The sequence below is a fragment of the Streptomyces sp. NPDC048111 genome, assembly GCF_043202815.1.
GTDB lineage: Bacteria > Actinomycetota > Actinomycetes > Streptomycetales > Streptomycetaceae > Streptomyces.
The window spans coordinates 23,744-43,295 of sequence record NZ_JBIDBD010000006.1 but is presented as its reverse complement, the minus strand read 5'-3'; the positions used below and the strand labels follow the sequence as shown (position 1 = coordinate 43,295).

General features: G+C 72.6%; 17 protein-coding genes. 8 read left to right on the top strand and 9 right to left on the bottom strand.

Annotation, left to right across the window (positions count from 1 at the left end; all coding sequences use genetic code 11):
* Positions 1 to 184: 184 nt before the first annotated feature.
* On the top strand, positions 185 to 2,599 hold the full coding sequence (lon, locus tag ACGF3I_RS13395; RefSeq protein ID WP_393131331.1) for an endopeptidase La: 2,415 nt from the start codon (positions 185 to 187) through the stop codon (positions 2,597 to 2,599).
* A 91-nt stretch (positions 2,600 to 2,690) separates the two neighbouring features.
* On the opposite strand, the gene ACGF3I_RS13390 is transcribed toward lon, so the two are convergent.
* Both ACGF3I_RS13390 and ACGF3I_RS13385 read right to left on the bottom strand, forming a co-directional pair.
* Positions 2,691 to 3,491 carry a trypsin-like serine peptidase gene (locus tag ACGF3I_RS13390; RefSeq protein ID WP_393131329.1) on the bottom strand — a complete coding sequence of 267 codons (801 nt, stop codon included), beginning with the start codon at positions 3,489 to 3,491 and terminating at the stop codon, positions 2,691 to 2,693.
* A gap of 153 nt (positions 3,492 to 3,644) precedes the next feature.
* Positions 3,645 to 4,469, bottom strand: a complete 825-nt coding sequence (locus ACGF3I_RS13385; RefSeq protein WP_393131327.1) for a lysozyme — start codon at positions 4,467 to 4,469, stop codon at positions 3,645 to 3,647.
* Between the two features lie 293 nt (positions 4,470 to 4,762).
* Here ACGF3I_RS13385 and ACGF3I_RS13380 point away from each other — a divergent pair, with 293 nt between their 5' ends.
* Entirely contained in the window at positions 4,763 to 5,215 is a 453-nt protein-coding gene (locus ACGF3I_RS13380; RefSeq protein WP_393131325.1) for a MarR family winged helix-turn-helix transcriptional regulator, read from the top strand.
* Between the two features lie 36 nt (positions 5,216 to 5,251).
* Here ACGF3I_RS13380 and ACGF3I_RS13375 read toward each other — a convergent pair whose 3' ends face one another.
* Complete coding sequence (locus tag ACGF3I_RS13375; RefSeq protein WP_393131323.1) at positions 5,252 to 6,025, bottom strand: hypothetical protein; 774 nt, start codon at positions 6,023 to 6,025, stop codon at positions 5,252 to 5,254.
* A gap of 337 nt (positions 6,026 to 6,362) precedes the next feature.
* Here ACGF3I_RS13375 and ACGF3I_RS13370 point away from each other — a divergent pair, with 337 nt between their 5' ends.
* The 5 genes from ACGF3I_RS13370 to ACGF3I_RS13350 are packed head-to-tail and all read left to right on the top strand — an operon-like array spanning position 6,363 to position 11,935.
* Positions 6,363 to 9,125 (top strand): nitrate- and nitrite sensing domain-containing protein, encoded by a 2,763-nt coding sequence (locus tag ACGF3I_RS13370; protein WP_393131321.1) that lies wholly within the window; start codon positions 6,363 to 6,365, stop codon positions 9,123 to 9,125.
* Positions 9,122 to 9,643, top strand: a complete 522-nt coding sequence (locus ACGF3I_RS13365; RefSeq protein ID WP_393131319.1) for a roadblock/LC7 domain-containing protein — start codon at positions 9,122 to 9,124, stop codon at positions 9,641 to 9,643. The genes ACGF3I_RS13370 and ACGF3I_RS13365 overlap by 4 nt, the downstream gene beginning before the upstream one ends.
* A complete protein-coding gene (locus ACGF3I_RS13360) occupies positions 9,640 to 10,047 on the top strand; it encodes a DUF742 domain-containing protein (RefSeq protein WP_393131317.1) in 408 nt (135 codons plus the stop codon). Before ACGF3I_RS13365 ends, ACGF3I_RS13360 begins: the two co-directional genes overlap by 4 nt.
* Positions 10,028 to 10,645 (top strand): ATP/GTP-binding protein, encoded by a 618-nt coding sequence (locus ACGF3I_RS13355; RefSeq protein ID WP_393131315.1) that lies wholly within the window; start codon positions 10,028 to 10,030, stop codon positions 10,643 to 10,645. The genes ACGF3I_RS13360 and ACGF3I_RS13355 overlap by 20 nt, the downstream gene beginning before the upstream one ends.
* Positions 10,646 to 10,693: 48 nt before the next feature.
* On the top strand, positions 10,694 to 11,935 hold the full coding sequence (locus ACGF3I_RS13350; RefSeq protein ID WP_393131313.1) for a styrene monooxygenase/indole monooxygenase family protein: 1,242 nt from the start codon (positions 10,694 to 10,696) through the stop codon (positions 11,933 to 11,935).
* Here ACGF3I_RS13350 and ACGF3I_RS13345 read toward each other — a convergent pair.
* The 4 genes from ACGF3I_RS13345 to ACGF3I_RS13330 all read right to left on the bottom strand — a co-directional run bounded on the left by ACGF3I_RS13345 (position 11,932) and on the right by ACGF3I_RS13330 (position 15,223).
* Positions 11,932 to 13,110 (bottom strand): NlpC/P60 family protein, encoded by a 1,179-nt coding sequence (locus ACGF3I_RS13345; RefSeq protein ID WP_393131311.1) that lies wholly within the window; start codon positions 13,108 to 13,110, stop codon positions 11,932 to 11,934. The genes ACGF3I_RS13350 and ACGF3I_RS13345 overlap by 4 nt on opposite strands.
* A gap of 100 nt (positions 13,111 to 13,210) precedes the next feature.
* On the bottom strand, positions 13,211 to 13,510 hold the full coding sequence (locus tag ACGF3I_RS13340; protein ID WP_393131309.1) for a hypothetical protein: 300 nt from the start codon (positions 13,508 to 13,510) through the stop codon (positions 13,211 to 13,213).
* Positions 13,511 to 13,520: 10 nt separating this feature from the next.
* Positions 13,521 to 14,246: a TetR/AcrR family transcriptional regulator gene (locus ACGF3I_RS13335; protein ID WP_393131307.1), complete on the bottom strand. Its 726-nt coding sequence runs from the start codon at positions 14,244 to 14,246 to the stop codon at positions 13,521 to 13,523.
* A 47-nt stretch (positions 14,247 to 14,293) separates the two neighbouring features.
* Complete coding sequence (locus ACGF3I_RS13330; protein WP_393131305.1) at positions 14,294 to 15,223, bottom strand: diiron oxygenase; 930 nt, start codon at positions 15,221 to 15,223, stop codon at positions 14,294 to 14,296.
* A 189-nt stretch (positions 15,224 to 15,412) separates the two neighbouring features.
* Between ACGF3I_RS13330 and ACGF3I_RS13325 the strand changes: the two genes are divergently transcribed.
* Positions 15,413 to 16,519: a ferritin-like domain-containing protein gene (locus ACGF3I_RS13325; RefSeq protein WP_393131303.1), complete on the top strand. Its 1,107-nt coding sequence runs from the start codon at positions 15,413 to 15,415 to the stop codon at positions 16,517 to 16,519.
* 88 nt (positions 16,520 to 16,607) lie between these two features.
* On the opposite strand, the gene ACGF3I_RS13320 is transcribed toward ACGF3I_RS13325, so the two are convergent.
* Both ACGF3I_RS13320 and ACGF3I_RS13315 read right to left on the bottom strand, forming a co-directional pair.
* A complete protein-coding gene (locus tag ACGF3I_RS13320) occupies positions 16,608 to 18,071 on the bottom strand; it encodes a penicillin-binding transpeptidase domain-containing protein (protein WP_393131301.1) in 1,464 nt (487 codons plus the stop codon).
* Positions 18,068 to 19,459, bottom strand: coding sequence for an FtsW/RodA/SpoVE family cell cycle protein (locus tag ACGF3I_RS13315; RefSeq protein WP_393131299.1), 1,392 nt, complete (start codon positions 19,457 to 19,459; stop codon positions 18,068 to 18,070). The genes ACGF3I_RS13320 and ACGF3I_RS13315 overlap by 4 nt, the downstream gene beginning before the upstream one ends.
* Positions 19,460 to 19,552: the final 93 nt, after the last annotated feature.

The window sequence follows — 19,552 nt, the reverse complement described above, 5'->3', positions numbered from 1 at the left end:
ATAGATGAACTGGCTGAGAGAACCTTACAAGCTTCTGCCGTCCCTGTCTCGCCTCCGGGTCCGCGATCGCTGGTCACCGGAGGTGTGGCGAGTGATCGCTCAGAGCGAACAGCACCAGGGGAACAATCCTCGACTCAGCTGCATTGAGTCGGCATAGCTCAACTTGACTGCCGAAGGGGAGATCATGGCTACCGAGTCCACGGCGAACACACCGACCGCCCTGCCCGTGCTGCCGCTCGACGACGAGGTCGTGCTGCCCGGCATGGTGGTCCCGCTGGACCTGTCCGACGCCGAGGTGCGGGCCGCCGTCGAGGCCGCCCAGTCCGCCGCCCGGCCCGATGCCGGGAAGCCGCAGGTCCTGCTGGTGCCGCGGATCGACGGGACGTACGCCGCGACCGGCGTGCTCGGCACGGTCGAGCAGGTCGGCCGCCTTTCCGACGGCGACCCCGGCGCCCTGATCCGCGGCCGTCACCGCGTGCGCATCGGCGCCGGCACCACCGGCCCCGGCGCCGCCCTGTGGGTGGAGGGCACCCGGGTCGAGGAGACCCTGCCCGAACCCCTGCCCGGCCAGGTCACCGAGCTGGTCAAGGAGTACAAGGCGCTGGCCACCGACTGGCTGAAGAAGCGCGGTGCCTGGCAGGTGGTGGACCGCGTCCAGCAGATCGAGGGCGTCTCCGCGCTCGCCGACAACTCCGGCTACTCGCCGTTCCTCACCACCGCCCAGAAGGTCGAGCTCCTGGAGGTGACCGACCCGGTCGCCCGGCTGAAGCTCGCCACCGAACAGCTCCGCGAACACCTCGCCGAGCAGGACGTGGCGGAGTCCATCGCCAAGGACGTCCAGGAGGGCGTGGACAAGCAGCAGCGCGAGTTCCTGCTGCGCCGCCAGCTCGACGCCGTGCGCAAGGAACTGCGCGAGCTCAACGGGGACGGCGGCCAGGAGGACGAGGGCGACGACTACCGCGCCCGCGTCGAGGCCGCCGACCTGCCCGAGAAGGTCCGCGAGGCCGCCCTCAAGGAGGTCGACAAGCTGGAGCGCTCCAGCGACCAGTCCCCCGAGGGCTCCTGGATCCGCACCTGGCTCGACACCGTCCTCGAACTGCCCTGGAACGAGACCACGCAGGACGTGTACGACATCCGGGGCGCCCGCGCGATCCTGGACGCCGAACACGCGGGGCTCGGCGACGTGAAGGACCGCATCACCGAATACCTGGCGGTGCGCAAGCGCCGTGCCGACCGCGGGCTCGGGGTCGTCGGCGGCCGGCGCGGCGGCGCGGTGCTCGCGCTCGTCGGCCCGCCCGGAGTCGGCAAGACCTCGCTCGGCGAGTCGGTGGCGCACGCCATGGGCCGCAAGTTCGTGCGCGTGGCGCTCGGCGGCGTACGCGACGAGGCCGAGATCCGGGGACACCGGCGCACCTACGTCGGCGCCCTGCCCGGCCGGATCGTGCGGGCCGTCAAGGAGGCCGGTTCGATGAACCCGGTCGTGCTGCTCGACGAGATCGACAAGGTGGGCTCCGACTTCCGGGGAGACCCGGCGGCCGCCCTGCTCGAAGTCCTCGACCCGGCCCAGAACCACACCTTCCGCGACCACTACCTGGAGGTCGAACTCGACCTGAGCGACGTGGTGTTCCTCGCCACCGCCAACGTCCTCGAAGCCATCCCCGAGGCCCTGCTCGACCGCATGGAGCTGGTCAGGCTCGACGGCTACACCGAGGACGAGAAGGTCGTCATTGCCCGTGACCACCTGCTGCCGCGCCAGCTGGAGCGGGCCGGTCTCGAAGCCGGCGAGGTGGTCCTGGAGGAGGCCGCGCTGCGCAGGCTCGCCGGGGAGTACACCCGTGAGGCCGGCGTGCGGAACCTGGAGCGCTCGGTCGCCCGGCTGCTGCGCAAGGTGGCCGCCGAGCACGAACTGGGGCAGCGCGAGCTGCCGTTCACCATCGCCCCCGACGACCTGCGGGCTCTGATCGGCCGTCCGCACCACGTGCCCGAGTCCGCTCAGGACCCGGCCGAGCGGCGCACCGCGGTGCCGGGCGTGGCCACCGGCCTCGCCGTGACCGGGGCCGGCGGCGACGTCCTGTTCGTCGAGGCGTCCCTGGCCGACCCGGAGACGGGCGCCGCGGGCCTGGTCCTCACCGGCCAGCTCGGCGACGTGATGAAGGAGTCCGCGCAGATCGCGCTGAGCTTCCTGCGCTCGCACGGGGCCGAACTGGAGCTCCCCGTAGGGGACTTGAAGGACCGCGGGGTGCATGTGCACTTCCCGGCGGGCGCCGTGCCCAAGGACGGTCCGAGCGCCGGCATCACACTGGTCACCGCGCTGTCCTCGCTGCTCTCGGGACGCCTGGTGCGCACCGACGTGGCGATGACCGGCGAGGTCTCCCTGACCGGACGGGTGCTGCCGATCGGCGGCCTCAAGCAGAAGCTGCTCGCCGCGCACCGCGCCGGAATCACCACCGTGGTGATCCCCAAGCGGAACGAGGCCGATCTGGACGACGTCCCGGCGGAGGTCCTGGCCAAGCTGGAGGTCCACCCCGTCACGGACGTCCGGCAGGTCCTGGAGATCGCGCTGGCTCCGGCCGAGGTCGCGGTGGCCGCGGCGGCGTGAACCGGAGGCCGGGCACCGCGGCGGCGTGAGCCGAGGGCCGGGCGCCGGGGCGGCCTCCCCGGCGACCAAGGCAAGATCCGAAAGACGCGCCCTAGGCCTGCGTGGCCCGCTCGTACGCCGAGCGGGCCTTCGCGTCGAAGAGGGCGGCCGTCGACTCGGCGTCCGTGTCGCCGCCGCTCAGGACGCCGATGATCCGGCCGAGCCGGCCGGGCCCCCGGTAGTCGACGAGCCAGGGGCTGCCGCTGGTGCCGACCCAGAACCCGCCGCACTCCATGCGCATCATCGCGGGCTCGTCGGCGTCCTGATGGACGTCGGTGGTGCACATGACCGGCCGGTTGCCGGGGTTGTGCTCCGGATCCGGGTAGCCGACGACGGTGACCCGTTCGTCGGGGCCCGCGCCCCACTCCGGCACCGAGGCGCCCACCACGCTCTGCACGCTGCGGCCCCGGGCGTCCGGCTCGACCGTGAGGAAGGCGAAGTCCGCGGCGTCCTCGTGGTCCGCCGTCCACCGTTCGTCGACCTGGACCGCGCGCACCTTCCACCTCCCGTACGGGAACGTCCCCTTGTCGGACCCGGAGAAGCCGGGGGCGAACTCCAGGGAATCCAGCGAGAGCCCGGTCGCGCAGTGCGCGGCGGTGGCGACGACATTGCCGTGCGGGCTGGCCACCACGCTCGCCGTGCAGGCGTGCTCGTCGCCGGCGACCAGGACGCCGACCGACGGCACCTGGCCGGCCGGGACCGCGTCGCGCTGCACCCCCGGCGGGGGCGCGGCCTCGCCGGGCGTGCGCTCCGCCTGCGGCGAGGACGCCGCGGACCAGCCGCAGCCCGCGCCCGTGGCCGTGACGACCGCGATCAGGGCCACTGCCCGGCTCACCGCTCCCAACCTGCGCATGGCCCCATCCTCGCGCATGCCGTGCGCCAAGGGGGCTCAGGTGTGCGAGCAGTGCTCCGTACGGGGAGCGGCTGCTCCGTTCGCGGGGCAGGGGACGCGCAGGGGCCCCCGGCCACGCAGTGCCGGGGGCCCCGTGCGGACGGGCGGGCGCGGTCAGCCGTTGGCGAGCGCCTGGAGCCGGTCGTACGCGCCGTTGAAGCGGGAGTGGTCGCCGACCGTCGGGCCTGACGAGGTGTACTGCCACATCGTCTGGTAGTCCCAGCCGGCCGGGAGCGTGCCTGGGTCGGTGTTGTAGCGGGCGATCCACAGCGGGCTGGTGTCGCCGAAGGCGGCCGAGTTGCCGGTGCACTGCGTCCACCAGCTGGTCGCGGTGTAGATGACCGCGTCGCGGCCGGTGCGGGCCCGGTACTGGTTGAGGAAGTCCCGGATCCAGCTCACCATCCCCGACGCCGACTTGCCGTAGCAGGCCGCGCCGTACGGGTTCCACTCGATGTCGAGCGCGCCCGGCAGGGTCCGCCCGTCGCGCGACCAGCCGCCGCCGTGGTCCACGAAGTAGTTGGCCTGGGCGGCGCCGCTCGCCGTGTCCGGGGTCGCGAAGTGGTACGAGCCGCGGATCATGCCGACGTTGTACGAGCCGTTGTACTGCTGGGCGAAGTAGGGGTTGGTGTAGTACGTGCCCTCGGTGGCCTTGACGTAGGCCCACTTGACGCCGCTGTTCCACAGCGTGGACCAGGCGACGTTGCCGTTGTGGCTGCTGGTGTCGACGCCCTCGGTCTGCACCGCGCGGGTGCCGCGGGGCGGACCGCCCACCCCGTCGTGCGCGGCGACGCCCATGCCGAGGGACGCGGAGCCGCGCGGGGGAGTGTCGGCGGCACCCGACGTTCCGGTGAACCCGAGGACGAGGGCGAGGGAGGAGAGGAGGATCCCGGCCGCGGCGATGGGTCCGCGGCGGGCCGTTCCGGATCTGTGCACGGGCATTGCGTGCCTCCGAAAGGCTCGGTGGGGGTGGGGATGTGACGGCCCGGATCGACCCTGCCGACGTATCGCTGTGGACATGTCAGCGAGGTCAGGGACGACGCTACGCACGTAGACGGCTGGCGGGAAAGAGGCTTCAGGTTATGCCGTTGGTTCAGACCTATGGTGGTGGCGACACGCTGCGGGAACGGCAAGCTCTGGCAGAAACTTTCAGCCGCGGGCGGTTCCGGCGCCATCCTCGGTGCCCTCGCGCACAGGCTGCTGGGAAATACTGTGCCGTCACGACACACCTAGGCATGGGAGCCGATGTGCACGGTGCGGACCAGGAGTTCCTGGCGCTCGAACGGGAACTGGCCGTCTTCCTGCGGCGGGCCAGGGCCTCGTCCGGCGAGATGGCCCGCGAGGTCCACCCCGATCTCGAACCGGCGGCGTACGGCCTGCTCGTCCGCCTCGACGAGGCCGGACCGCAGCGTGCCACCGAGCTCGCCGGCTACTTCGGCGTGGGCAAGGCGACGATGAGCCGCCAGCTGCACGCCCTCGCGGACCTGGGCCTGGTCGCCCGCGAGCCCGACCCGGCGGACGGCCGCGCCTCCCTGGTCCGCATCACGGCGGAGGGCACCGCGCGGTTCGGCCGCGTGCGCGACGCCCGCCGCGACCGCTACGTCCGCAAGCTGGCGAACTGGGACCGGTCGGAGATCTCCGAACTGGCGCGCCTGCTGCACCAGCTGAACGCCGCCGCGGAGTCCTGACCCGTACGGCGGCCGGGGGAGGGCCCCGCCACGGGGCTACACCTCCACCAGCACCGCCGTCGCGTCGTCGTGGCGCTTGCCGCGGCCCGCCGCCCGCGCCCGCTCCAACTCCCGCACCCGCTCGACCAGTCCCTCCACCCCGGTCTTGCGCACCAGCGCCACGCACTCGGTCCACGAGCCCTCGCCGAACACCTCCACCCAGCGCGCCGCGCCGTCCGTGAGGGCGAGCAGTGAGCGCACCGGGCCGAGCGGCTCGCGGCCGGTCACCGCGAGCGCGGCCACCGAGGGATCCGCCGCCGCCGTGAAGAAGCCGCCCTCCTTGTTGCGGACGAGCGCGTCCGCGACCGCGTCGCTGACCAGGGACGCGCGCGGCACCCGGTCGAGCCGGTCGTCCACGACCGCCCGCACCGTCCCGTCCGCCGCCTCGACGAGCAGCACCGAGTCCGACAGGACGAGGTACTCCAGCTCCGCCGCCCCCCACCGCGCGAGCACCACGGTTGCCTGAGGCGTGCGCGGGTGAGAAAGGTCACACGTGTCCCGGTGGGCGTCCGCGGTGCGCCGGATGGCTTCCGCCAGCACCTGGGCCAGCGTCATATCCCGCCGTGAAGCCGACAGTTCGGTCAGCGCGCCGCCGAGCCGCGCCGTGAACCAGGGGACGTCGTGGACGCAGTCGCCGTTGCCCGGCAGCGGCGTCACGCCGTCGAGGACGACGAGCACACCGCCCAGTCCCGAAGCGGGCAGCGCGGTGGCCGCCCAGTCCTCGTTGGGGCGGTCCGGACGGCCGGGCACGGAGGTCAGCTGGATGCGCATGCCGGCCAGTCTGCACGAGGTCTCCACGGCGCCTTCATGCCGGGCGCGCGGGCGCCGGACGCTCCGTCAAGTGCCCCGCTCGGGGGCCCGAACGGCCCGATGTCGGGAGGAATCAGCCACTCCGCCGAGCTGTGGGCGCGCATCCTGCCAAAGCCCGCGCGGAAGTTCCAACCGGCACCCCGGCGGAGCGGGGCCCGGGGTTCCGCGGGAGTTGATGGTCAACTCCGAAGTGATGTTCACTCGTTCAGGTGGCCGAGCAGTGACTACTCGTCATGACCAGTCGTCACCTTGGCTTCCTTGGTGGACTGGCAAACACGAGTGAAGATTGAGAGCACCGGTGCAGAACAAGCGGCCTCGGAGCGACGACGACACACGCGCACGACGCACCGTGAGGGTGCGCAGCCGCCTGGTCGTCTCCGTCGCCGTCGTCTCCCTCACCGTCCTCGGAGCCGGCGCGCCCACCCTGTTCGCGGCCTCCGCGGACCTCAAGGACTCCCAGCACCTGGTCACCCTCGCCGAGCTCGACCAGCAGGCGATCAGCCTCGCCCACGCGCTGGGTGACGAGCGCGACGGGGTGACGCAGTACGTCGCGGCCGGCCGGCCCGAGGGCAAGGACGCGGCACTCAAGGAACCCGCCGGACGCGTCGACCGCCAGATCGACGAGCTGCGCGCCATCGCCCCCGCCGGCCTCGCCCGCGACCTCGCCACCGTGCCGGCCGTGCGCCGCACCGCGCTCACCGGCAAGGGCACCGCCCTGGAGGCGCAGAAGGCGTACTCCGACGTGATCGCCACCCTGCTCGCGGTCGCCGACGAGCTCGCCGACCGCACGCCCCCGCGCGCCGCCGAAGCTGCCCGGGCGCCGGGTGCGCTCGGCCGCGCCGTCGAGCAGGCCTCGGCCACCCGGGGGCTGCTGCTCGGCGCGCTCTCGGTGCCGCCGGGCCAGAGCTCCCGGGTGTTCGACCCGGTGCTCGGCAAGTACGTGCAGAAGGAGAAGGACGACGGTGACGCGGGCCGGACGCGGGACGCGCTGAGCGCCGCCGCCCAGCAGGCGCACGTGCGCGAGCAGTCCGCGCTCGCCGACTTCGACCAGGCCGCGCAGGCCGACGCGCGCGACCGGTTCGCGAGCACCGTCACCGGGCCCGAGGTCGAGGCCGCCGACGGCTTCCTCACCCGCCTCACCGACCAGCCCCAGCTCACCGCCGCCGAGCGCAAGTCCGACCCGAACGCGGTGGGCGCGGCCCTGTCCGCGCGGATCGACCGCATGCGCGGCGCCGAGGCCGCTCTCGCCACCGCGCAGGTCAAGAAGTTCGAGCGGCTGCGCGACGACGACGTGACCGCCCTGGAGATCCGGATCGGGCTCGTCGGCGCGCTGCTGCTGCTCGCCATCGGCGTCTCGGCGGCCACCGCCCGCAGTCTGACCCGCCCGCTCGCGGTGCTGCGGCGCGGCTCGGCCCGGCTGGCCGAGGCGCCGGGCGGCGAGGAGCCGGTGCGCTTCACCGGCCGCAACGACGAGTTCGCCGAGGTCGTACGGTCCCTCAACGAGCTGCACGGCAGGTTCGCCGAGCAGCACGCCCGGGCCGATGAGCTCGACCAGGACCTCGCCAAGCACCGCGGCCGGCTCGCCCGCCTCGCGGCCGAGAAGGACGAACTGCGCGCTCAGGTACGGGAGTTGACCGCCGAGCTTGAGCGCGCCCGCGGCACCGTCAAGCACGCCTTCGTCAATCTGGGGCTGCGCAGCCTCGCCCTCATCGAGCGCCAGCTCACCGTCATCGAGGGCCTGGAGGAGCGCGAGCAGGACCCGGACCAGCTCGGCGTGCTCTTCAAGCTCGACCATCTGGCCACCGTCGTCCGGCGCCACGGCGAGAACCTCCTGGTCCTGGCCGGCACCGAGCACCACCACAACCACCCGGGCCCGGTCCCGCTGGTGGACGTCATGCGCGCCGCGGTCAGCGAGATCGAGCGGTACGAGCGGGTCGCCATCCAGGCGCTGCCGCCGCACGCCCAGGTGGCCGGCTTCGCCGCCGACGACCTGAGCCACCTCGTCGCCGAACTCCTGGAGAACGCCACCGCCTTCTCGCCGCCCGAGGCCCAAGTGCAGCTGTCCGGCTGGCAGTTGGAGAGCGGCGAGATCATGCTCTCGGTCCAGGACGAGGGCATCGGAGTGCCCGACGAGCGGCGTGCCGAGCTGAACCGCCGCCTCGCCGACCCCTCCTCGTACGAGCCGGGCGAGCCCGGTGGCGAGTCCGGCGGTCTCGGTCTGCACGTCTCGGCGCTGCTCGCGCAGCGGCACGGCGTCCGCATCGAACTGCGCGAGCAGAAGCAGGGCGGTGTCGCGGCGGTCGTGGTGCTGCCCGTCGCGATCCTGCCGAGCGACCCGGCGCCGGACGCGCCGCACCTGGCCCCGATGGTGGGCGACGCCCCGCGCTTCACCCTGCCGGGCGCGCTCGCCGAGGCCAACTCCAATATCCTGCCGGAGCGTACGGAGCGCTCGGGCGAGGTGGCCCGCCCCGACGCGCCCGAGGCCACTGCGCCCGCCGAGCCTGCCGAGCCCATTGAGGCCGCTGAGCCCGCTGAGCCCGCTGAGCCCGCCGAGCCCATTGAGGCCGCTGAGCCCGCTGAGCCCGCCGAGCCCATCGAGGCCGCTGAGCCCGCCGGGGACGACGGCCCCGGTGAGCCCGAGCCGTCGGCACTCCCGCTCGACGAGCCGACCTTCGAGATGCGCCTCCCCGACCCCCGGCCCGCACCGGAGCCCGCCGCCGAGCCCGCCCGCGCGGCCGAGCCGGACCCGGCGCCCGCACCAGAACCCGAGCCCGCACCAGAACCCGCACCAGAACCCGCACCCGAGCCCGACCCCGAGTCCGCCCCGCGGCTGACCGACAAGGGCCTGCCCAAGCGGACGCCCAAGATCGTGCAGGCCGGGCCCGGCGGGGTACAGGAGCGCAAGGGGGGCACCGACGCCGCCGAGGCCCTGCGCCGCAGGCTCGGCGGATTCCACAAGGGAGCGACCGAGGGCCGGCGCGATGTGGCGGCGGAGCTCGAAGAGGTACCACAGCAGGCAGACACGGACACGGGGGAGACAGTCGAGGAGGTACGCAGATGAGTGCGACCGGCACCACCACTGGTATCGGCAGGCCCGGCGGCGCGGCGTCCGGCTCCGGCACGATCGGGGCGGGCAGCGAGGCCCGCAATCTTCAGTGGCTGCTCGAGAACCTGGTCGAGGAGGTGCCGGGCATCCACTCCGTCGCCGTCGTCTCGTCGGACGGACTGCTGCTGCTCTCGTCCGACCCCGAGCAGCGCCAGGTCACCGTCGCCCGGCAGGGCCCGCGCGGCTCCAGCGCCGACCTCGCCACCATCGTCTCCGGCATCGGCAGCCTCACCGTCGGGGCGGCCCGGCTGATGGAGGGCGGCGGCGTCAAGCAGACGATGGTCGCGATGGAGGAGGGCAGCGTCTTCGTCATGTCCATCAGCGACGGCTCGCTGCTCGGCGTGCACGCGACCCCGGACTGCGACATGAGCGTCGTCGCGTACCACATGGCGCTCTTCGTGGGCCGCGCCGGACACGTCCTGACCCCCGAAGTCCGCAGCGCGCTGCGCCAGTCGATGGAGGCCGCCCAGTGACCCCGCCCGCCGAGAAATCCGCGCGGCTCCCGATACGCGGCGCCGACAGGAGGCCCGCCCGCGTCCGCCCGTACTCGCTGACCGGCGGTCGCACCCGGTTCGGCCATGTGCTGTTCGTCGAGACGTTCGTCGCGGCCATCGAGGCCCCGCCCGAGCGCAGGGAGATCGGCGGCCGCACCCAGCGGGTCATGCCGGAGATGCTGGCCATCGTGGAGGTCTGCCGCGCGATGCGGACCGTCGCCGAGATCTCCGCGCTGCTCAAGATGCCGCTCGGCGTGGTGCGCGTACTGCTCAGCGACCTGGCGGACCAGGGAAGAATTCGCGTGTACGGCACCGGGCACGGCCAGGGCCAGCCGGACCGCGCACTGCTCGAAAGGGTGCTGAGTGGACTCCGCCGTCTCTGAACTCCTCGTCCCCGAAGAGGAGTTGCTGCCCTGGCAGCAGGACCGCAGCCGGGCTCCCATCGCGACGAAGGTCGTGGTCGCGGGCGGCTTCGGCGTGGGCAAGACCACCTTCGTCTCCGCTGTCTCCGAGATCACCCCGCTGCAGACCGAGGCGGTGATGACGCAGGCCGGCGAGGCCACCGACGACCTGTCGGCCACCCCGGACAAGGTGACCACCACCGTCGCCATGGACTTCGGCCGCATCACCCTGGACGACGACCTCGTCCTGTACGTGTTCGGCACCCCGGGCCAGCAGCGGTTCTGGTTCATGTGGGACGACATCGTGCGCGGTGCGATCGGCGCGATCGTGCTCGCCGACACCCGGCGCCTGTCGGACTGCTTCCCCGCGCTCGACTACTTCGAGAGCTGCGGGCTCCCCTACATCGTGGCGGTCAACCACTTCGAGGGCACCGAGGCCTTCGAGGCCGAGGACGTGCGCGAGGCGCTCACCGTGCCGCCGCACGTCCCCGTGGTGATCATGGACGCGCGCGACCGGGCCTCGGTGATCGAGTCCCTGCTCGGCCTGGTGGCCCACGCCCTGGAAGCCTGCCCCGAATAGACCCCGCCCCCCACGGCACGCAACGCACATAACGGAGAACGGTCCCGCATGCGGAGAATACTCATAGTCGGAGCCGGCCAGTCCGGTCTTCAGCTGGCCCTCGGACTGCAGGCGCAGGGGTACGAGGTCACCCTGATGTCGAACCGCACGGCGGACGAGATCCGGTCCGGCCGCGTCATGTCGACGCAGTGCATGTTCCACACCGCGCTCCAGCACGAGCGCGACCTCGGGGTGAACTTCTGGGAGTCCCAGGCCCCGCGCATCGAAGGTGTGGGCGTCTCGGTGGCGGCCCCGGACTCCAGCCGCGCCATCGACTGGGTGGGCCGGCTCGACGGGTACGCGCAGTCCGTGGACCAGCGGGTCAAGATGGCCGGCTGGATGGAGACCTTCGCGCAGCGCGGCGGCCAGCTGGTCATCCACGGCGCGGCCGTCTCCGACCTCGACTTCTTCGCGCGCACCTACGACCTGGTCCTGGTGTCGGCGGGCAAGGGCGAGCTGGTCTCGATGTTCGGCCGCGACGCCGCGCGCTCCCCCTACGCCGAGCCGCAGCGCGCCCTCGCGGTGTCGTACGTGCACGGACTCGGCCCGCGCCCCGAGCACCCCGAGTTCGACGCGGTGCGCTGCAACCTGGTGCCCGGCGTGGGCGAGCTGTTCGTCATGCCCACCCTCACCACCTCGGGCCGCGCCGACATCCTGTTCTGGGAGGGCGTGCCCGGCGGCCCGCTCGACGTCTTCACGGGCGTGAAGGATCCCGGCGAGCACCTCGCGCTCACCCTGGAGCTGATGGAGAAGTTCCTGCCCTGGGAGTACGCGCGGGCCACCAACGTCGAACTGACCGACGCGGGCGGCACACTGGCCGGCCGTTACGCGCCCACCGTCCGCAACCCCGTGGGCCGGCTGCCCGGCGGCGGCCTGGTGCTCGGTGTCGCGGACGTCGTCGTGGCGAACGACCCGATCACCGGCCAGGGCTCCAACTCGGCGTCCAAGTGCGCGGCCTCGTACCTCTCCTCGATCGTCGAGCACGGCGAGAAGGAGTTCGACGAGGCGTGGATGCGGTCCGCCTTCGACCGCTACTGGGACACCGCCCAGCACGTGACGAAGTGGACCAACGCGATGCTCGGCGTGCCGCCGGAGCACGTCCTGAACCTGATCGGCGCGGCCGGTCAGCTCCAGCCGGCCGCCGACCGCTTCGCCAACGGCTTCAACGACCCTGCCGACTTCGAGAACTTCTTCTACGAGCCGGACAGGACCGCCGCCTACCTCGCCGAGGTGGCCGCCTCCCAGGGCTAGCCCGACTCCTGCCCCGGCCCCGCCTCGGACGAGTACCCCGTGTCCACGCCCTCCGCCGCTCCCTCGGGCAGCCGCGGCGGGCGGTAGGCGGACAGCGGGTCGGCCGCCGGGTCGGGGCGGACCGCGCCCAGCAGCGGGTTGGCGGCGATGGGAGAGACCTTGACGCGGCTGCCCGGACGCGGCGCCTGCACCACCAGGCCGTCGCCCAGGTACATCGCCACATGGGTGGCCTTGGGGAAGTAGACCACCAGGTCGCCCGGGCGCAGCGAGGTGAGCGGCACCCGCGGCAGCTCGGCCCACTGCTCCTGGCTGGTGCGCGGGATCGAGCGGCCCGCGTGCGCCCAGGCCTGCGACGTGAGCCCCGAGCAGTCGTAGGACTCCGGGCCCTCGGCGCCCCATACGTACGGCTTGCCGATCTGCTCCACGGCGTACGTCAGGGCCCGGTCGCCCTCCGGCGAGGGCGCCCGGGTGCCGCTCAGGGCACCCGAGGCGAGCAGGCTCTGCTGCGCCTTCTCGGTGCCCCGGGCCTCCAGGCGGGTGAGCTCGGCGAGCTGCTCGGCGGAGAGCCCGGAGAGCAGCTTCTCGACCTCCTTCAGCCGCAGCTCGACGTCGTCCTTGGCCTGTTGCTGCTGCCGGGCCAGGGCCCGCTGCTCCTCCAGGGCCCGGCGCGAGGCGCTCGCCAGGCCCGCGGCCTGCCGCTCGCCGCGGGCGAGCCGGTCCATGGCGGCCTGGCGCTCCCCGGCCGCGCGGTCCAGGACGTGCCGCTGGTCGAGGGCGCTCTGCGGGTCCTGGGCCAGCAACAGGCGCAGATACGTGGAGAGTTCGCTGCGGCCCTGGTACTGCTCGCGGGCGAGCCGGCCGGCGTCGCCGCGGCTGCGGGCGAGCGCGGTGCGGGCCCTGGCCAGCGACTCGGACAGCTTCCTGTCCTCGCTCTCGCGGCGCTTGAGCTCGACGTCGGCGCTCTTGTACGCCTCGGTCGCCTCCTCGGTCTGCCGGTACAGGGTCTGGAGCCGGGTCAGCAGGGCCGTGGCCGAGGTCTCGGGGGGCTGTTGCGGCAGCGCGGCCGACGATTCGCCCGGCGGCTGGGGCGCGGCCACCGCGAGCGGGCCCACCGCCGCCGTCGCCAGGGCCGCGGCGACGGCCACCGCGCACACCGAGCGCACGCGAGCTGACATGTGCTCACCTCCGGTACGGAACCGGTCCTTCCGGCCCCACCGGATCGTGGCACGCGCCGGCGCGACAGTCCTGGCCGGAGAAGTGAACGGGGTATTCGGCTCACTCGTGCGGCGGCAGCCCGGTGCGGGGGCTTGCGCCGCCGCCCTTCCTGGTCCACGGCCAGCGGCGCGGCTCGCGGCCCTCGGGCACGTACAAGTATTTCCAGCCGCGCGGCAGGCCGAGCCGCTTCGTGTGGGTGGCCGGCTCCAGGCGGTAGGCGTGCACCGTCGCCGGGCCGCCCTCCGCGTCGGGCACGGGCACCTCGTACCACTGCGGCGGCTTGCCGGTGGGGCCGGTCAGGACCGGCAGGACGCGCCCGTCGAGGGGGCCGCCCACAAAGAGGGTGTTCTCGCTTCGCACCCCCCAAGTCTCACAGCAGGTGGGCCGCCTCGCTCACGACGGGTATCACCCGGCGGGCCAGCACCCCGACCGGGCCGTCGGCACACTCGTGCGCGAGCGCGGCGCGTACGGCCGACGCGGTCTGCTCGTCGGTGGCGGCCGTCGCGGTGAGGAGCGCCACCAGATGGTCCACCAGCCAGTCGCGCAGCTCCGGCAGCGGGGGCCGCTTGTCCTCGTCGAGCCAGATGAGCGAGGCCGCCTCGACGGCCGCGATCCAGGTGCGCACCATCAGGCGCAGCCGGGGGCCCGGCTCGGCCACCTCCAGGTGGACCAGGATCTGCTCGGCCGCGGCCCGGCGCACCTCGTCGACGATCGCCGTCGTGCGGGAGGTCTCGGCCATGCTGCCGCCCTGGAGCAGCGCGGCGAAGCCGGTGTCGTGCTCGTCGACGAACGCGAGGTAGTGGTCGAGGACGCGGGTCAGGCGCTGGGTGAGCGGGCCGCTCTGCGGGACGGCGAAGCACCGTTCGAGCTCGTCGGCGGACGAGCGCAGCGCCGCCTCGTACAACTGCTGCTTGCCGCCCGGGAAGTAGCGGTACACCAGGGGCCGCGACACCCCGGCGGCCTCGGCCACGTCGTCGAGCGAGACGTCCTCCGGTGCCCGGTGCGCGAAGAGCGACAGGGCCGCGCCGAGCAGCTGGCTGCGGCGCTCCGCCACGCTGAGCCTGCGGTACGCGGGGGTGGCGGCGGGAGAGCTCATGCAAGCAGCGTAATCCCCGCCGCCGGCCTCCACGCCGGCCGCGCGGATCAGGCGAGCAGGCCCGAGCTCTTCCACAGGCGCCTGCTCACCCCGTTCATGACGCCGATGTCGTCGAGGAATTCGGTGAGGCGGGCCGCGCCGCTCTGCATCACCTCGCGGCGGTGGCCGCTCGCCCTGACCTGGGCCACGGCCTCGCGCCGGTCGAGGCCGACGTTCTCGTACACCTGGGGGTTGACGAAGCAGGTGGCGAAGACGCGGGCCGCCTCGCCGCAGCTGAGCCGGGTCAACTCCCGCTCCCAGCGCGGCGCCGAGACCATCTGCCGCCTCAACTCCTCACGTGCGTACCGGACATGACGGGCCTCTTCGACCACGTGGATGCGGGTCACCCCGCGCACGATGGTCTGGATCCGCTCGTCCGGGAACGTCAGGCGCTGCATCCAGTCCAGGATCTCCTCGCCGAGCAGCGTCGCCGCGAAGGAACCCGGGGTGGTGGAGACGGTCTTCAGGACGCGGGCGAGGTTGTGGTAGATCCGCGGCACCCGATAGGCCGGCGCCCCGCCCTTCTTGATCATGCGGGCGAACATCATCGAGTGCCGGCACTCGTCGGCGATCTCGGTGAGCGCGTAGCGGACGTGGCTGCTGGTGAGCGACTTGTCGTAGATGTGCCGCACCAGCAGCTGCATCAGGATGATCTCGAACCAGATGCCCAACGAGGCCAGGGACGCGGCCTCGTGGCGGGCCAGGTCCATGCGCTGCTCCTCGGACATCCGGCGCCACAGCGGGGTGTCGTACAGGGACAGCAGCTCCGGCGGCCAGAACCACTTGCCGTCCTCGACCGGGGCGTGCCAGTCCAAGTCCTTGTCGGGGTCGAAGGAGTGCTTGGCGGACGATTCGAGCAGCCGCTCGGCGACCTGCTCGCGGTCCCTGAGCAGGCCGAGTGCGTCGCGGAGCGCTTCGGCTTCGGTCACGGTCGTCATGGCGGAGGGCACCTCGTGGCTGGGTTACCTGCGGTCTCCTCTTATGAGACTGCTTGTCAGCAAGGTCGTCAATCCCCTGTGCGCGACTTGTTGACCCCGCGTCTATCAGCGTGTGAACCTGCCAACTGCACAGCAGTGTGCAGAAGTTGAGCTGCAGGGCGACGACGTCCGCGAGCGAAGGAGCCGCACGTGTCGACACACGACCTCTATGTGCAGGGCCCGCAGGAACCTCTCTGGCAGGTGCCGGCCTCCGGCGCCGCCCGCTTCAACTGGGACTACGACGACGGGCGGGACCGGCTGCTCGCGCTGTACCAGAAGGGCAAGGACAAGCAGTGGGACGGCGCCAAGCGCATCGACTGGGACCTGGAGGTCGACCCGTACGACCCGCTGGGCACCCCGGACGAGGCCGTGACGCTGTACGGCACGCCGTACTGGGCCAAGATGACCGACCGGGACAAGGGCGAGCTGCGCCTGCACTACACCTCCTGGCAGTTCAGCCAGTTCCTGCACGGTGAGCAGGGCGCGATGGTGTGCGCGGCGCGCATCGTGGAGTCCGTGCCCGACCTGGACGCGAAGTTCTACTCGGCCACCCAGACCATGGACGAGGCCCGGCACGCCGAGATCTACGGCCGCTTCCTGCACGAGAAGATCGGCATGCTCTACCCGATCAACGACAACCTCCAGGCGCTGCTCGGCGACACCCTGCGCGACTCCCGCTGGGACATGCCCTACCTCGGCATGCAGGTGCTCATCGAGGGCCTGGCGCTCGCCGCGTTCGGCATGATCCGCGACACCACGGACAAGCCGCTGCCCAAGCAGATCCTGGCCTACGTCATGCAGGACGAGGCCCGGCACGTGGCCTTCGGCCGCATGGCGCTGCGCGACTACTACCAGCAGCTCACCGACGCGGAACTGAGGGAGCGCGAGGAGTTCGTGATCGAGGGCTGCTACCTCATGCGCGACCGGCTGCGCGGGGTGGAGGTCCTGGAGAACTTCGGCATCCCGAAGAAGGAGGCCGAGCGGCTGAGTGAGGAGAGCGAGTTCCTGCACCTGTTCAGGAAGCTCCTGTTCAGCCGCATCGTGCCGTGCGTCAAGGACATCGGCCTGTGGGGCGAACGCCTCCAGAAGGCCTATCTGGACATGGGCGTCTTCGACCTCGGCGACTCCAACCTGGACCTCCTGATGGCCCAGGACGAGGAGATCGCCGAACACCTCGACGCGGAGCGCTTCGCCCAGGAGGAGGCGGCCCGGGTGGCCGAGGTCGAGGGCGCCATCGCCCAGGGGTCGGCCTCCTGAGACGCCGGGTACCGGTCGCGCCCGTCCGGGGCGCGGCCGTGGCCAACTCCCGCCTCGGGCAGGTCATTCGCCCGGCGAGCCATCAGGGTCAGGGCGCGGGCGCGAGCGCCGCCTGCATCACCGCCCTGGCGATTGGCGCCGCGTCACCGCCGCCGCTGATGTCGCCGCGGTTGGCCGACGCGTCCTCGACGACCACCGCCACCGCCACGGCCGGGCGCACCGCCCCGTCCGCCTGCGCCCAGGAGATGAACCAGGCGTACGGGCTCCCGATGTTGCCGATGCCGTTCTGCGCGGTGCCGGTCTTGCCGCCGACCGTCGCACCCGGGATCGCGGCGCCCGTGCCGGTGCCGGTGCGCACCACGTCCACCATCATCTGCCGCAGCCGCATCGCGGTCGCCGGGTTCATCGCGCGCTGGTAGGTGCGGGGCGTACGGGTGGAGACGGTCCGGCCGTGCGCCGTCGTCGTACGGTCCACCAGATACGGGTACTTGAGGTCCCCGCCGTTGGCGACCGCGGCCGAGACCATCGCCATCTGGAGCGGGGTGGCCGTGGTGTCGAACTGGCCGATGGACGACAGGGCCAGCTGGTCCGGGCTCATCCGCCGGTCGAAGTTGGACTTGGCGACCCCGGAGGGGATCCGCAGCCCCGTGTCGTTGAAGCCGAACCTGCCCACCGCCTCCAGCATCCCGGGCAGCCCCACCTTCACCCCGAGCGCCGCCATCACCGTGTTGCACGAGACGGTGACCGCGTACGCGAGCGAGGCGTTCTGGCAGCCGCTCGCCTCGTTGGGCAGCGTGGTGCTCGTGTTCGGCAGCACATAGGGATCGGGGGTGTCGGTCGCCGCGTCCACGTCCGTGACCACCCCGGCGTCGAGCGCCGCGGCCGCCGTCACGACCTTGAAGACGGAACCGGGCGGATAGGTCTGCCGGATCGCCCGGTTGAGCATCGGCTGGTCGGGGTCCTTCGTCAACCGCGACCAGGCGTCCCGCACCGCCCGTCCCGTGCCCGACAGCGCTCCCGGCTCGTACGACGGGCTGCTGACCAGCGCCAGGATCCGGCCCGTCGCGGGTTCGATCGCCGCGACCGCGCCCTTTTTGCCGGCCAGGCCCTGGTACGCGGCGCGCTGCATGGAGGCCCTGATGGTGGTGACGGCCCGCCCTCCGCTGTGCCGGCCCCGCGTGACGTCGTTCCAGAGCGGGAAGACCGACAGGAGCGAGGAGGTGCCGGACAGGACGGGGTCCTCGGCGTTCTCCAGGAGCGTGGTCCCGTAGGTCTGCGAGGCGTACCCGGTCACCGGCGCGTACAGCGGCCCGTTCGCGTACGTCCGCTCGTACCGCAGCTGCTGGCCGCTGTCCCGCGAGCCGGTGACGCTCTCCTTGCCGACCACGATGGCCCCGCGCGGCTGGTGGTAACGGGCGATGGCGGGGCGGCGGTTGGCGGGGTTGGCGTCCAGGGCGTCGGCCTGGATGACCTGGACCCGGGCCGCGTTGGCAAGCAGCGCCACGAGCAGCACCAGACAGCAGGCGGCGGCCCGCCGGATGTGGCGGATCACGGGGTGCTCCTTTCCACCGACGGCTCGGGGCGTGCGATGACGCCCGGTTCGACCACGGGCAGCGGACGGCGCGCGGAATCGCTGACGCGGACGAGCAGCGCCACGATGATCCAGTTGGTGACCACGGACGAACCGCCCTGCGCGAGGAACGGCATGGCCATGCCGGTGAGCGGGATGAGACCCATCACCCCGCCCGCGATCACGAACACCTGGAGCGCCAGGATCGAGGCGAGCCCGATGGCCAGGAGCCGCCCGAACGGGCTGTTCAGGCTGAGCCCGGCGCGGTAGCCGCGGGCCACGAGCAGGGCGTACAGGAGGAAGATCGCGGACAGCCCCGACAGGCCGAGCTCCTCGCCCGCCGTGGCCAGGATGAAGTCGGACTTCGCGGCGAAGCCGATCAGGACGGAGTGGCCGAGGCCGAGACCGGTGCCGAGCGTGCCGCCTGCCGCGAACGCGAACAGCGACTGGGCGAGCTGACTGGGGCCGAGGCCCGCCTCGATGGTCGCGTACGGATCGAGCCAGTCGGTGACCCGGGCGTGCACATGGGGTTCGAACAGGGCGACCGCCGCCGCCCCGGCCGAGGCGAGCAGCAGGCCCACCGCGATCCAGCCGGTGCGCCCGGTCGCCACGTACAGCATGATCACGAAGAGGCCGAAGAACAGCAGCGAGGTGCCGAGGTCGCGTTCGAGGATCAGGACGCCCACGCTCAGCAGCCACACCGCGACGATCGGGCCGAGCACCCGGCCGGTGGGGAGCTGGAGGCGCCAGACGCGGCGGCCGGTGTAGGCGAGCGCGTTGCGGTTGGCGGCGAGGTAGGCGGCGAAGAACAGGGCGAGCAGGATCTTCGCCAGCTCCGCCGGCTGGAAGGAGAGCCCGGCCGCCCTGATCCAGATCTTGGCGCCGTTGACCGCGGGGAACAGGATCGGCACGAGCATCAGGACCAGCGCGGCGGCCATGGACAGATAGGCGTACCGCTGCAGGACGCGGTGGTCGCGCAGCACCAGCACCACCAGCAGGAAGAGGCCCACTCCGAGCGTCGACCAGACCAGCTGGGCGGGGGCCGCCCTGCTGCCCGGGGTCGCGAGGTCGAGGCGGTGGATGAGCACCAGGCCGAGCCCGTTGAGCAGGACCGCGATCGGCAGCAGCAGGGGATCGGCGTAGGGGGCGCGGAAGCGGACCACGAGGTGGGCGACGAGCGCGAGCAGACCGAGCCCGGCGCCGTGACGCGCGGCGTCCGGCGGCACGGTGCCGGTGTCGGCGAGCCCCACGTCGACATAGCCGAGGACCACGACCAGGACGGCGGCGACGAGCAGGAAGAGCTCCACCCCCCGCCGTTTGGCAAGGCGCGGCTCGGGCGGGGCGTCGTCCGCCGCCGACGGTGCGGTCATGGCACGCAACGTAGCAAGCCGCGGGCTTATGTCCGTGTATGTCATGAGGCGTCGAGCGGAATGAATGACGGCCCGTCAAACCTTCCGGCGCGA